Source organism: Gelidimonas denitrificans (assembly GCF_055694065.1).
In genome coordinates, this window is the sequence record NZ_CM146350.1 from 1,181,635 (window position 1) to 1,194,647 (window position 13,013).

Below are 13,013 nucleotides of genomic sequence, written 5' to 3' on the forward strand. Positions count from 1 at the left end.
TATTTAAGCTGGGTTCAGCCAGCCGTCCTTGTACCACAAATGCAGTGCCTCATGTACGTCAAGCGAAGCAGTCGCTACTTCTTTGCCGTCCAGCACACGGCTATCCGCCAGCAAGTCAAGCGTGGCCTTGTCGGCGCGAGCGACGGCGAACGATTCTCCATTGATGAAGACATGTTTGCCGCGATACAGCATTTGGGTTTTGCGGGATAGCGTTAGGCCGCGCTCGCTGGCCGCCTTTATGAATTTTTCAGCAGAGAGCGGGCGTGCTGGCGGCTTAAAAGTGACGCTGGCTTTCGGCTCCGACAGGTAGCCGCCCAGAAACAGCGCCATATCGTCTTCGGTGAATTGCACCTTGATCAATTCAGCCGAGATGCGCGACAGCATGGCGCGGCTGATTTCGGCCGGGTGCGCAGTCGGTTTCAGGTCCGGGTCAGCGTATTTTCCGGGCAGGTCGATCGAATCGGCCATGAATTGCAGGAATGCTTCACCCAGTTCCTGGTAGGCAGGGGCCCGGAACCCGATCGAGTAGGTCATGCATTCGCCGAGCGCGACGCCGTCATGGGCGTAATGGGGTGGCAGGTACAGCATGTCGCCCGGTTCCAGCACAAACTCTTGTTCCGGCTGAAAATCGCGCAGGATCTTGAGTGGCAAGCCTTCGATGATGCTCAGGTCTTTTTGCGCCCCGATACGCCAATGGCGCTGGCCGTGCGCCTGCAGCAGGAACACGTCGTAGGAATCGAAATGCGGGCCGACGCCGCCGGTGTCGGTGGCGTAGCTGATCATCAGGTCGTCTAGGCGCGCATCGGGCACGAAGCGGAACTGCCGCAGCAGCGCATCGGCCGCATCATGATGCAGGTTGACGCTTTGCACCAATAGCGTCCAATTCTTCTGCAGCAGGTCGGGAACGGCATCAATCGGACCGTTTTCCAGTTTGTATTGCTGATCGAAATGGGTCAGTAGCCGGGATTCAACATCCTCTTGCCGGGCCAGCGCGAACAGCGCCTGGCGCGATAGCAGGGGCTTGAAGCCGGGAATGGCTTGCCGGATCAGCAGCGGTTTTTTATGCCAGTAATCGCGGAAGAATTGTGCCGGCGTCAATCCGCCCAGGAGAGTGAGTTTTTTCATGCGTGCATTATAGTCAAGCTAGCTGGGCAGGTATAATCTGGCCATTAACCTCAGAAAGGATTGAACATGAAGATTGCCAAAAATACGGTAGTGACTGTGCAATACAAACTGTCAGATGCACAAGGTAATCTGATCGAAGAGGGCCGTGAACCGATGGTGTATCTGCATGGCGGCTACGAGAACACCCTGCCCAAGATCGAGGAAGCGCTGGAGGGCAAGGAAGCCGGCTTTGAGACCACGCTCCAGGTTGAGCCGGACGACGCCTTCGGTGAATACGATGCCGAGCTGGTCAAGGTCGAGTCACGCAAACATTTGCCGAATCCGCTGGAAGTCGGGATGCAGTTCGAAGGCACTCCGGAAGAAGAAGATGGAGACGACAATGGCTTGATTTTTACCGTGACCGATATCACCGACGACAAGGTGGTGCTGGACGGCAATCATCCGCTGGCAGGCATGGCGTTGCGGTTTTGGCTCAATGTCAAGGAAGTTCGCGCCGCCACTGAGGAAGAAATTGTGCATGAACACGTGCATGGTGCGCATGGCCACCATCATGACGATGACGATGATCTCGATGAAGGCGCGGGTGACGCATTTCGCTCCCATCCGCTGCACTAAATCGGCTGCTACCGGAAGCAAAATTTGCAATATAAAAAAACCGCAGACTGCGTTCTCTGCGGTTTTTTTACGTCAGGCAATTTTGAACGCGGTTTTTGTGCGAAATATATACTAATTATAGTATTTTTAGTAACCGCTTAATATATAAGCGGTAATAGGCATGTTTATACACATACTCCTTGTTTAATCTGCGATCGATGATGCTGTGAGGCGAAACAGCGTGCGGCTTGCCGGTTGGACGCTGATCTTTGCCCAGCCGGTGCTTAGGCCCATGCTGCCGATGTTTGCCTGCCAGTTGATCGCATCCGGTTTTGCTTGCGCCTGGCCGTGCAGCAGCAACACCTTGCCGGGGAATTTTTTTGCCAGTGCGGCGAGTTGCTTGCGCACTTCGATAAAGCCATCGCGCCGCCCTCCGAGCTTGGCCAGTTGCACCGCATCGGGCACGATTAACGGGTTGCCATCGCAAAACAGCACGATCGCCCGATTTTTTCGCTGCGCCGCATGGATGAAGATCCGTTCCAGCCATTCGCGATTGGCGATTAAACGGTCTTCGAATTCGCTGTTGCGCCCGGCATCCGGCAGGTAATGGTTGTTGTCGGCGGGAAAATTGATGGTTGCAAACAGGACGTTGCCATATTCCCACCGGGCATTTTCCGCATAGCTGCGAAATTTGGCGCTGCTGCTCTGGCGAATCAGCGTGGTGCTGGTGCTACCAAACGACACATCGTCTGAAAAAAACAGTTCGCGTACGCGATTCAATTTTTGAATCGCGATCGATTTGCCGTTTTTGGCTTTGCAATTTGCCCAGTCGCTGGCGGCAAGCGATACGATCAACGCGTTTTCAGATCTGCCGAAGATTTTTCGGCTGCGAGAATATACATTGTCGCTACAGCTCTCGGTGTCGGATTTGATGCCATTGACAACCACGAACCCAAGGTTCTCTGCATTACTGGCATTGATTGCCTGCTGCAGCGGGTTTTTATTGGCATCAAGCTGGAAGGTATGCGCAATCACGCCAAAGTCGAAGCTATTCGGTTGCGCCCCTGCAGCCACGGATGGAGTCAGCAGCAAGCTGGCCAGGAGTGGTGATAAAAACGGCAATAAAAATGGAAATAAAGCCGGTCGATTCATCGCAGCGCGCATTCAGGCATTGGCCAATTGTTTGAGGCGATACAGCGCATCGAGCGCTTCACGCGGCGTCAGTGCATCCGGTTCGATCTCGGCCAGCGCGTCGGTGACGGCATTGCGTGCGGTGGGTTCTGGTTCGATCTCCGGCGGTTCGATCTCCATTGCGCTGGCCGCTGCAAACAGGTCCAACTGCGGCGACGCCGATGCCGAATGCGCCTCCAGCGTAGCCAGATGCCGGCGCGCGGCGCGGATCACCGTCGGCGGCACTCCGGCCAGTTGCGCTACTTGCAAACCGTAGCTTTGCGAGGCCGGGCCGGCTTCCACCGCATGCAGGAACACGATGTTGTCCTTGTGTTCGATCGCCGACAAATGCACGTTGGCAGCGCTCGGATGCAGTTGCGGCAGTTGCGTCAGTTCAAAGTAATGGGTGGCGAACAGCGTCAAGCTTTTGGTGGTTTCGATCAGATGCCGGGCAATCGCCCAGGCCAGCGCCAGACCGTCGAAAGTGGAGGTGCCGCGCCCGACTTCATCCATCAGCACCAGCGATTGCTGGGTGGCGCCGTGCAGGATGGCAGCCGATTCGGTCATTTCGACCATGAAGGTGGAGCGCCCGCCTGCCAGATCGTCGGCCGCGCCGATGCGCGTGAAGATGCGGTCGATCGGGCCAATCGAGGCGCTGGCGGCCGGGACATAGCTGCCGACATACGCCAGCAGGGTGATCAACGCCACCTGGCGCATGAACGTCGATTTGCCGCCCATGTTGGGGCCGGTGATCAGTTGCAGCCGGCGCTCGGGATTGAACAGGCAATCGTTGGCGATGAAGCGTTCGATCTGGTTTTCCACCACCGGATGGCGGCCTTGCACGATGTCAATGCCGGGCTCGGCTACCAGCGTCGGTGCGCACCAGTTGTGGCGCGCAGCGTGGCCTGCCAGCGCCACCAGCACATCGAGTTGCGCTACCGCATGGGCAATATTTTGTAACGTGGCAATAAACGGCGCCAACGCGGTGAGTAGTCCTTCATACAGATATTTTTCGCGTGCCAGCGCCCGTTCCTGCGCCGACAAGGCCTTGTCTTCAAACGCCTTGAGTTCCGGCGTGATGTAGCGCTCGGCATTTTTCAGGGTTTGGCGACGCCGGTAATCGTCCGGCACCTTGTCGGTTTGGCCGTGCGTGACTTCAATGTAAAAGCCCTGCACCTTGTTGTATTCGACCCGCAAATTGGCGATGCCGGTGCGCTGGCGTTCCCGCGTTTCCAGATCGAGCAGGAATTGCCCGGCGTTCTCGGACAGCGCGCGCAATGCATCGAGCTCCGCGTCGCAGCCGGTTGCGATCACGCCGCCGTCGCGCACCATGGCGGCCGGTTCCGTCATCACGCTGCGCGTGAGCAGATCGAGACAGTCTTGCGGGGTGGCTAGTGCATCCTGCAGGTACGCCAGCAAGGCGGTGTCGGCTGCGCTAGTGCAGCGCGTAACCTGGTCGCGCAATGCCGGCAATTGTTGCAAGCCGTCACGCAGGCTGGCCAAGTCGCGCGGGCGGGCGGACACCAGCGCGATGCGGGTGGTGATGCGTTCGATATCCGGAATCGCAGCCAATAGTCGCGACAGTGCATCGTTAGCGTCGTACTGCTGCAGCGCGGCAATCGCGCCAATCCTTGCCTGTGCGATAGATTTGTCGCGGCTGGGATGGTGCAGCCAGTGGCGCAGCAGGCGCGAGCCCATCGCGGTGCGGCAATGGTCCAGCAACGAAAATAACGTGGGCGCCGCCGATGAAGCATCCTGGCCGCGTATCGTTTCGCTGATTTCAAGGTTGCGCCGGGTAGCCGCATCGAGCCCAATGAATTCGTTTTCGGACTCGACCGTCAGCGTGCGCACATGCTGCAAGCTCTTGCCCTGAGTCGCTTGCGCATAGCGCAGCAGAGCGCCGGCTGCGCCGATGGCGGCGCTGAAGCCTTCTGCGCCGAAACCGCTCAGGGTGGCGACATTGAGCTGTTCCAGCAAGGCTTTTTGACTGCTGGAGAAATCGAAATGCCAGTCTGCCACCCGCACGGTTTTATCGGCGATATTCGCCGGCAGCGCGAAATCGCCGCCATCGGCCAGCAGGATTTCGGCCGGTACGATGCGCTCCAGTTCCTGCTGCAGGCGCGTATCGGAGGGTTTCGCCTGTTGCGTAAATTCCATCAATTTCAATGCGCCACTGGCCATCGAGAGCCAAGCCAGGCCGATAGTGACGGTTTTGCGTTGCGTGACTTTGCACAGGGCCAGCAAAGGCTGCTCGGATTTTTCCGCCAGCAGATGCGGGTCGCTCAAGGTTCCGGGCGTGATGACGCGCTGGACCTTGCGCTCGACCGGGCCCTTGCTGGTCGCCGGGTCGCCGATTTGCTCACAGATCGCAACCGACTCGCCCTGCTTGATGAGTTTGGCCAGATATTGGTCGGCGGCATGAAAAGGAATGCCCGCCATTTTGATCGGATTGCCGGCGGAAGCGCCGCGTTGGGTCAGCGTAATGCCCAATAGTCGTGAAGCCTTTTCCGCATCTTCGAAAAACAGCTCGTAAAAATCGCCCATCCGATAAAACAGCAATGTGGATGGATAGTCCGCTTTGATGCGGAAATATTGCTGCATCATTGGAGTGTGCTTTTCCAGGGGCTTTATTGCACTAGATTTTTCCTGGATTTCATTGATTTCTACCGCCATTCAATCCTCTCGTGTGGTGTCAACTAAAGACACTTTTTTCAAATTTTTCACTAAAAAGTAGCAGCTCAGTAGCATGGCTGCTGACTTTGCCGATGCGCATCGGAAGATGCGGTTTGCGTCCTGAGCATTTCCCATTGCCGAAAGGCGATACTGACCATCTGCGCCATTGCAGGATTTAAAAGCAAGCGCCGGAGTGCAGTGTACTGTAGTCGTTGCTAAACTTGGTTTCAACAAGTAGCTCGTTGAAAGGAATGCAGCATGAACATATCAGCGAAAAATGCACAACAGGCGGCCGCCACCCTCGGCGATCCGCGCTGGGCTGCGGTTGTCGCTCGTCAGCCCGAGGCAGAGGGCACGTTTTATTACTCGGTCAACAGCACCGGCGTGTATTGCCGTCCTTCCTGCGCAGCCAGGTTGGCGCGGCCGGAGAACGTGCGTTTCCACGCGAGTTGCGCGGACGCCGAACTGGCCGGATTTCGGCCCTGCAAGCGTTGCAAACCGGACCAGCCTTCGCTGCTTGAGCAATATGCAGTCAAAGTCACTGCAGCCTGCCGGATTATCGAAACATCGCAGAGCGTGCCGGGCCTGCAGGAGTTGGCACAGCGCGTCGGCGTAAGCCCTTATCATTTTCATCGCCTGTTCAAGCAGGTCACCGGATTGACGCCAAGGGGATATGCGACGGCGCAGCGCGAGCAGCGAGTGCGCAATGCACTTGACGGTAGTGACACGCGCATTGGCACCATCACCGCAGCCATTTTCGACGCCGGTTACAACGCCAACTCCCGTTTTTATGAAAAATCGGATGCGCTGCTGGGGATGACGCCGACCACCTATCGGGCCGGCGGCGTCAACACGGAAATCCGTTTCGCGATTGGCGAATGCACGCTCGGTGCGATTCTCGTGGCCCAAAGCGAGCGCGGCGTTTGCGCGATTCTGCTGGGCGACGATCCCGACGCGCTTGCGCGCGATCTGCAAGATCGCTTCCCCCGCGCCACGCTGATCGGCGGCGACAGTGCATTTGAGCAACTGGTGGCCACGGTGGTCGGCTTGGTCGACGCGCCCGGCACGGGTCTGGGCCTGAATTTGCCGCTGGATATACGCGGCACCGCATTTCAACAACGGGTCTGGCAAGCGCTACGCGAGATTCCGTCCGGCCAAACCGCAAGCTACACCGAGATCGCCCGCCGTATCGGCGCTCCGAAATCAATGCGGGCGGTGGCTGGGGCGTGCGCCGCCAACGCGCTGGCGGTGGCGATTCCATGCCACCGGGTGGTGCGCAACGATGGCGGCCTGTCCGGCTATCGCTGGGGCGTCGAACGCAAGCGCGCTCTGCTGGAGAATGAAGCGCGCGCATTGCTGCAACAGGAGGTGCAGGGATAACAAGTCCGCAATGGCAATCTGACGCATTCTCCACGAAAGACACGAAAAGCACGAACATCACTCAGAACCCAACTGGTTTCATGAAAATAGGGAGTATCACAATTTTCATGGCATTTTCCGCTTATATTAATTGCGTATATTAAATACACTGCAGATAGTACATGGCATGAGCCGAACCCTTGCCGGCGCGCACGCAGCTTTTTTCGTGCCTTTCGTGGAGATTTTTTCACCATGATGAACCTGCAACATCAGAGGCGTAACATCCGTGACAATGAATCTATTCGACGACACTGAGCAAGGCCGAACCTGGCGCGAAGAGTTGTGTCCAGGTGCAGTAGTGCTGCGCGGCTTTGCGCTGGAATGTCAGACGACTATCTTGGCGGCCTTGCACGAAATCACAGCCAAAGCGCCGTTTCGCCACATGGTCACGCCAGGCGGTTTTCGGATGTCGGTGGCGATGACCAACTGCGGTGCCTGCGGCTGGGTGTCCGATCGTAGCGGCTACCGCTATGACGCGCTGGACACCGACAGCGGCCAGCCTTGGCCGCGCATGCCGGAGGCGTTCCTGAATTTGTCCCAAGCGGCCGCGGCGAGCGCCGGTTTCCAGAACTTCGAACCGGACGCTTGCCTGATCAACCGCTACCAACCGGGCGCACGCCTGTCGCTGCATCAGGACAAGAACGAGCGCGACTTTGGGCAACCGATCGTCTCGGTCTCGCTCGGCATTCCGGCGGTCTTTCTGTTCGGCGGTTTCCGGCGCGACGACAAGCCGATGCGGGTGCCGCTGACGCATGGCGACGTGGTGGTGTGGGGCGGTCCGGCAAGGCTGCGCTATCACGGCGTGATGCCGCTAAAAGCGGGCCATCATGTGTTGTTGGGCGAACAGCGCATCAATCTGACATTTCGCAAAGCAGCCTGATTTTGAAATCGAATATTGAAAGCCGCGATGGGTGTTGATCACTTCAGGATATTTGAAGAAAAGTGAAGAAAATCCATTCGCCCTGTATTGCCATTCAGTAAGTTGAATAGCCCACAGGGCATATATATTCCCAGTCCCTAATTTATCGCTTGAAGCGCGCTTCCGCCATTTCGTCGGCCACCACGCTGGTCGGTAATCCTTCGCGGTCGGCGCGGGCGAAGACTTCAGCCAGGGTGTCGCTGATTTTACGCACCTGGGCTTCGACTTCAGCCTCCGGTTTGTGGAAGTATTCGTAACAGACCTTGATGATGCCACCGGCGTTGAGCACGAAATCCGGTGCGTACAGCACGCCTTTTTGACGCAGCAGTTCGCCCACGTCGGCGGTGGCAAGCTGGTTATTGGCAGCGCCTGCCACGATCTTGGCTTTGAGGCGGGACAGGGTGTCGGGGTTGAGGGTAGCACCCAGCGCGCACGGGGCGTAGATGTCGGCCTGTACATCGTAAATGGCGTCGGCCGCTACGATTTCGGCACCGAACTCGGCACGGGCACGTTCCAGCGCGGCGCGGTCGATGTCGGCCACGATCAGTCTGGCACCGGCTGCATGCAGGCGGCGGGCGTAGTCGTAACCGACGTGGCCCAGACCTTGCACCGCAACGGTCAAGCCTTCCATCGTGTCACGCTTGAGGTGGTGCTTGACGGCCGCCTGAGCGCCGACAAAGCAGCCCAGTGCGGTGTGGGGCGATGGATCGCCACTGGCCCCGAGACCGGCAACATAGCCGGTTTTGGTGGCGACATGCGCCATGTCTTCCGGGCTGGTGCCAACGTCTTCGGCCGTGATGTAACGGCCGCCGAGGCGTTCCAGCGCTTCACCCAAGGCTTCGAACAGGGCCGGCGTCTTGTCGGTCTTGGGGTTGCCGATGATGACGCTTTTACCGCCGCCGAGGGGCAGGCCGGCGACCGCGTTCTTGTAGGTCATGCCGCGCGACAGGCGCAGCACGTCGTTGATGGCCATCGCTTCGCTGGCGTAATTCCACATGCGGCAACCGCCCATGGCCGGGCCGAGGTTGGTGTTGTGGACCGCGATGATGCCTTTGAGGCCGGATTTTGGTTCGGAGACGAATACCACTTGTTCGTGGTCGTCGAAATTGAGTTCATTGAAGATGAAAGCGCTCATGCTGATGGCTCCGCGCGGATGACAGACACTCGACCGGATAAGGGCGGGTGATGCTTTTCCACATTGTTTATGGTTAAAGGTCAGTAGGTAAAACGAGGCGTTTGCGGCGGGTTGGTGCCGGCAAACGATACAAGCGGCGATTTTGTCGCCTCGGTATGCTATAAATTATCGGTTTTCAAAAGCGCAATTACACGCGCCTCAACCCTCGCCCAGATACGCTTTGCGCACTGCATCGTTGGTCAGCAAATTGGCGCCGGTATCGGCCAGCACCACGCAGCCGTTTTCCAGCACGTAACCGCGATCAGCCACATTCAGCGCCTTGTTGGCGTTCTGTTCGACTAAAAATACTGTTACGCCCTGCGCGCGAATGGTGCGGATGATCTCGAAAATCTGCGCGATGATCAGCGGCGCCAGGCCCAGCGTGGGCTCGTCCAGCAACAGCAGGCGCGGCCGGCTCATCAGGGCGCGACCAATCGACAGCATTTGCTGCTCGCCGCCCGACATGGTGGCGGCGCGTTGATTATTGCGCTCCATCAAGCGCGGAAACAGCTTGAAAACGTGTTCGATGCCGGCGTCGATTTCCCCGTTGCTAGCGAAAAAGGCACCCATCTTCAGGTTTTCCAGCACGGTCAGGCTGGGGAACACGCGCCGTCCTTCCGGCGAAATCCCGATCCCCATGCGCATGATTTCATGTGTTGCGCACTGCGTGATATCGCGCCCTTCAAACAGGATCTTGCCGCTGGAGGCGCGCGGTTTGCCGCACAGCGTCATCAGCAGCGTGGTTTTGCCGGCGCCGTTGGCGCCGATCAGGGTCACGATTTCGCCCTGTTTGACTTCAAGCGAGACACCGTGCAAGGCTTCGATGGCACCGTAGTGAGTGTGTACCTGCTCAAACTGCAACATCATTCTTCTCCCAGATAAGCTTTGATCACGCGCGCATCGTTGCGTACCTCGATTGGCGTTCCTGTCACGATCGGCTTGCCTTGCTCCATCACCAGAATGCGGTCGGAAATGCCCATGATCAGGCTCATGTCGTGCTCGATGAGCAGCACGGCCACGTCATGTTCGCGTCGCAGGCGGTCGATCAATTGCTGCAATTCCTGCTTTTCCTGTGGATTCAAGCCGGCTGCCGGCTCGTCCAGCAACAGCAGACGCGGCTTGGTGATCATGCAACGGGCGATTTCCACGCGGCGCTGAAGGCCGTACGACAGCGTGCCCGCTGCGCGGTTGGCCAGCGCCCGCAAGTTCAGCTGGTCGAGCCAGTAGGCGGCACGCTCCAGTGCCTCGCGCTCGGAGCGTCGATAGCCGGGTAGTTTGAGCAGGCCCGGCAACAGCCCCGTGCGGAGCTGGGTATGCTGCGCCACCAGCAGGTTTTCCAGCACGGTCATGCTCTTGAACAAGCGGATATTCTGGAACGTGCGCACCAATCCATGGCGCGCCACCAGATGGCTCGGCATGCCGCCGATAGCGGTGTCGTCGACCAGAATAGCGCCGTCGGTCGGCCGGTAAAATCCGCTGATGCAATTGAATACGGTGGTTTTGCCGGCGCCATTGGGGCCGATGATCGCAAAAATTTCTTTTTGCATCACAGAAAAATCGACGCCATCGACTGCCAGCAAGCCGCCGAAACGCATCGACAGCCCAGCAACTTTCAATAATACGGCGCTCATTGCGGCAACTCCACATGTGGGCGAGTGGCGGGCAGCAAGCCCTGCGGACGCCACATCATCATCAAGACCATCACCAGGCCGAAAAACAGCATCCGGTATTCGGCAAAGCCGCGCGCCAGTTCCGGCAATACAGTCAGCAAAATCGCTGCCAGAATCACGCCCAGTTGCGAGCCCATGCCACCCAGTACCACGATGGCCAGGATCAATGCTGACTCGATGAAGGTAAACGATTCCGGTGTGACCAGGCCCTGCCGGGCGGCAAAGAAGCTGCCGGCGAGTCCGGCAAAAGCCGCGCCCAGCGTAAAGGCGGACAGCTTGACCCGGGTCGGATTGATGCCGAGCGAGCGGCAGGCGATTTCATCTTCCCGCAACGCTTCCCAGGCCCGTCCCATCGGCATGCGGATCAGGCGACTGGTCACGAAGTAGGTAAACAGCACCAGCAGCAACGCCATGAAATACAAGAAGATCACCATGTGCCCACCCTCATAGGGCAGACCGAGCATTTGGTGGAAGGTGGTGCCGCCTTCGACGCTGGCGGTGCGCGTCATTTCGATCCCGAACACGGTGGGTTTGGGAATGCCGGACACGCCATCCGGGCCGCCAGTCAGGCTGGTCAGGTTGTTGAGCAGCAGACGAATGATCTCGCCGAAGCCGAGCGTGACAATGGCCAGATAATCGCCGCGCAAGCGCAATACCGGAAAGCCCAGCAGAAAGCCGAATAGCGCCGACATCCCGGCGGACAGCGGCAGGCATTCCCAGAACGTCAGGCCGAAATACTGGTTCAGCAGCGCATAGGTGTAACCGCCCACCGCATAGAACGCAACATAGCCCAGATCGAGCAGGCCGGCAAAACCGACCACGACATTCAAGCCCAGTCCGAGCACGATATAAATCAACGCCAAGGTGGCCACGTCTACCGCGCCACGTGAGCCGAAGAAAGGCCAGAGCACGCCGATTACCAGCAGCAACAGCACGATGGCGCGTTGTTGCCCCGGCTGCATCCGAGGTACCGCCGGCCAGCGCACGCTGGCGCGCACGTCTGCCGTGGTGCGCGCCAGCCACGGTTTGGCGAGTTGAAACAGAAACACCAGCGCCACCGCCATCAGTACCGGTGTCCAGTTTGGATGCAACACGACCCGATAGCCTTCAAACTGCAATCGCAGTCCGAGGATAGGAATCGTCAGAATGGCGGTTACTACTGCCGCCGCCACGGCGTTCTTGAATGTATGTCCCATCGGGCGTCCGTTCTATTCTAATGTCTCGTTTTTGTCAGCCTGGCCAGCGCTGCTAGCGCTTGTATTTGTGTGTGCGTTGCTTCACACTTTTTCCACATCCGGTTTGCCCAGCAAGCCAGTCGGACGGAATAGCAGAATCAGCACCAGCAGGCCGAACGACACCACGTCTTTATATTCGGAAGGCATGTAGCCTGCGGCGAAGGTTTCCGCCAGGCCCAGCAGTACGCCGCCCAGCATCGCACCCGGAATGCTGCCGATGCCGCCCAGTACCGCCGCGGTGAAGGCCTTGATGCCGACAATGAAGCCGATGTACGGATTGAGCTTGCCGACCGATAATGCGATCAGCACTCCGCCCACCGCAGCCAGCATGGCGCCCAGAACGAAGGTGAAGGAGATCACGCGGTTGGTATCGATGCCCAGCAGATTGGCCATTCCCATGTCTTCGGCACAGGCACGACAGGCGCGTCCCATGCGTGAACGTCCGATAAACAGCGTCAGGGCCACCATCAGCAGCAGCGTTACGCCAACGATCAGCAGACGCGAATAGGGAATGGTGACAGTGAAGTCGCTACCCATTTGAAACTCGATGGCGCCCGAGATCAGCATTGGCACCGACATGTCGCGCGAACCCTGGCCCAGTTGCACGTAGTTTTGCAGGAAGATCGACATGCCGATGGCCGAGATCAGCGGCACCAGGCGCGGCCCGCCGCGTAGCGGCCGGTAGGCGACCCGCTCGACCGTCCAGCCGTATAAGCCCGTCACCAGCATCGATACCATAAGTGCCGCAACCAGTATCAGCGGCAACGGATAACCGGCTTGCACGCCGATGGCGGTGAGTGTGACCAGGCCGACATAAGCCCCGATCATGTAAATTTCGCCATGCGCGAAATTGATCATTCCGATAATGCCGTAGACCATTGTGTAGCCGATGGCGATCAGCGCGTAGATTGCGCCCAGACTTAGACCGTTGATAAGTTGCTGGGTAAATTGCGGAAGCAGCTCATTCATGGATATGTATGCATGGGAAAAAGAAATTATAGATGGCACGCGCTCCCCATCCATATTGCGATGGG

General features: G+C 58.4%; 11 protein-coding genes. 3 read left to right on the plus strand and 8 right to left on the minus strand.

Annotated elements, in window-relative coordinates:
- Positions 1-3: 3 nt before the first annotated feature.
- Complete coding sequence (locus tag FKCLFG_RS05545) at positions 4-1,125, minus strand: JmjC domain-containing protein (RefSeq protein ID WP_472615232.1); 1,122 nt, start codon at positions 1,123-1,125, stop codon at positions 4-6.
- A 66-nt stretch (positions 1,126-1,191) separates the two neighbouring features.
- Between FKCLFG_RS05545 and FKCLFG_RS05550 the strand changes: the two genes are divergently transcribed.
- On the plus strand, positions 1,192-1,740 hold the full coding sequence (locus FKCLFG_RS05550; protein ID WP_472615233.1) for an FKBP-type peptidyl-prolyl cis-trans isomerase: 549 nt from the start codon (positions 1,192-1,194) through the stop codon (positions 1,738-1,740).
- Between the two features lie 183 nt (positions 1,741-1,923).
- On the opposite strand, the gene FKCLFG_RS05555 is transcribed toward FKCLFG_RS05550, so the two are convergent.
- Entirely contained in the window at positions 1,924-2,871 is a 948-nt protein-coding gene (locus FKCLFG_RS05555) for a hypothetical protein (RefSeq protein ID WP_472615234.1), read from the minus strand.
- Between the two features lie 12 nt (positions 2,872-2,883).
- The gene (mutS, locus tag FKCLFG_RS05560; protein ID WP_472615235.1) at positions 2,884-5,562 is read right to left on the minus strand and encodes a DNA mismatch repair protein MutS; all 2,679 of its coding nucleotides are present in this window, start codon (positions 5,560-5,562) and stop codon (positions 2,884-2,886) included.
- A 258-nt stretch (positions 5,563-5,820) separates the two neighbouring features.
- On the opposite strand from mutS, the gene ada reads away from it, so the two are divergent.
- Positions 5,821-6,942 carry a bifunctional DNA-binding transcriptional regulator/O6-methylguanine-DNA methyltransferase Ada gene (gene ada / locus FKCLFG_RS05565; protein ID WP_472615236.1) on the plus strand — a complete coding sequence of 374 codons (1,122 nt, stop codon included), beginning with the start codon at positions 5,821-5,823 and terminating at the stop codon, positions 6,940-6,942.
- A 265-nt stretch (positions 6,943-7,207) separates the two neighbouring features.
- Entirely contained in the window at positions 7,208-7,861 is a 654-nt protein-coding gene (gene alkB, locus FKCLFG_RS05570; protein WP_472615237.1) for a DNA oxidative demethylase AlkB, read from the plus strand.
- A gap of 142 nt (positions 7,862-8,003) precedes the next feature.
- Here alkB and FKCLFG_RS05575 read toward each other — a convergent pair whose 3' ends face one another.
- The 5 genes from FKCLFG_RS05575 to livH form a co-directional block, all read right to left on the minus strand.
- Entirely contained in the window at positions 8,004-9,035 is a 1,032-nt protein-coding gene (locus FKCLFG_RS05575; RefSeq protein ID WP_472615238.1) for a Glu/Leu/Phe/Val family dehydrogenase, read from the minus strand.
- Between the two features lie 198 nt (positions 9,036-9,233).
- Positions 9,234-9,938 carry an ABC transporter ATP-binding protein gene (locus FKCLFG_RS05580; protein WP_472615239.1) on the minus strand — a complete coding sequence of 235 codons (705 nt, stop codon included), beginning with the start codon at positions 9,936-9,938 and terminating at the stop codon, positions 9,234-9,236.
- Positions 9,938-10,705 (minus strand): high-affinity branched-chain amino acid ABC transporter ATP-binding protein LivG, encoded by a 768-nt coding sequence (livG, locus tag FKCLFG_RS05585; protein WP_472615240.1) that lies wholly within the window; start codon positions 10,703-10,705, stop codon positions 9,938-9,940. Before livG ends, FKCLFG_RS05580 begins: the two co-directional genes overlap by 1 nt.
- The gene (locus FKCLFG_RS05590; protein WP_472615241.1) at positions 10,702-11,940 is read right to left on the minus strand and encodes a high-affinity branched-chain amino acid ABC transporter permease LivM; all 1,239 of its coding nucleotides are present in this window, start codon (positions 11,938-11,940) and stop codon (positions 10,702-10,704) included. Before FKCLFG_RS05590 ends, livG begins: the two co-directional genes overlap by 4 nt.
- A gap of 81 nt (positions 11,941-12,021) precedes the next feature.
- On the minus strand, positions 12,022-12,948 hold the full coding sequence (livH, locus tag FKCLFG_RS05595; protein ID WP_472615242.1) for a high-affinity branched-chain amino acid ABC transporter permease LivH: 927 nt from the start codon (positions 12,946-12,948) through the stop codon (positions 12,022-12,024).
- Positions 12,949-13,013 lie beyond the last annotated feature (65 nt).

Excerpts from the sequence above, each read along its gene's own strand:
- mutS (WP_472615235.1), bottom strand. The coding sequence starts at position 5,562 with ATGGCGGTAGAAATCAATGAAATCCAGGAAAAATCTAGTGCAATAAAG.
- FKCLFG_RS05575 (WP_472615238.1), bottom strand. The coding sequence starts at position 9,035 with ATGAGCGCTTTCATCTTCAATGAACTCAATTTCGACGACCACGAACAA.
- FKCLFG_RS05545 (WP_472615232.1), bottom strand. The coding sequence starts at position 1,125 with ATGAAAAAACTCACTCTCCTGGGCGGATTGACGCCGGCACAATTCTTC.
- FKCLFG_RS05580 (WP_472615239.1), bottom strand. The coding sequence starts at position 9,938 with ATGTTGCAGTTTGAGCAGGTACACACTCACTACGGTGCCATCGAAGCC.
- FKCLFG_RS05555 (WP_472615234.1), bottom strand. The coding sequence starts at position 2,871 with ATGAATCGACCGGCTTTATTTCCATTTTTATTGCCGTTTTTATCACCA.
- FKCLFG_RS05590 (WP_472615241.1), bottom strand. The coding sequence starts at position 11,940 with ATGGGACATACATTCAAGAACGCCGTGGCGGCGGCAGTAGTAACCGCC.
- livG (WP_472615240.1), bottom strand. The coding sequence starts at position 10,705 with ATGAGCGCCGTATTATTGAAAGTTGCTGGGCTGTCGATGCGTTTCGGC.
- livH (WP_472615242.1), bottom strand. The coding sequence starts at position 12,948 with ATGAATGAGCTGCTTCCGCAATTTACCCAGCAACTTATCAACGGTCTA.
- ada (WP_472615236.1), top strand. The coding sequence starts at position 5,821 with ATGAACATATCAGCGAAAAATGCACAACAGGCGGCCGCCACCCTCGGC.
- FKCLFG_RS05550 (WP_472615233.1), top strand. The coding sequence starts at position 1,192 with ATGAAGATTGCCAAAAATACGGTAGTGACTGTGCAATACAAACTGTCA.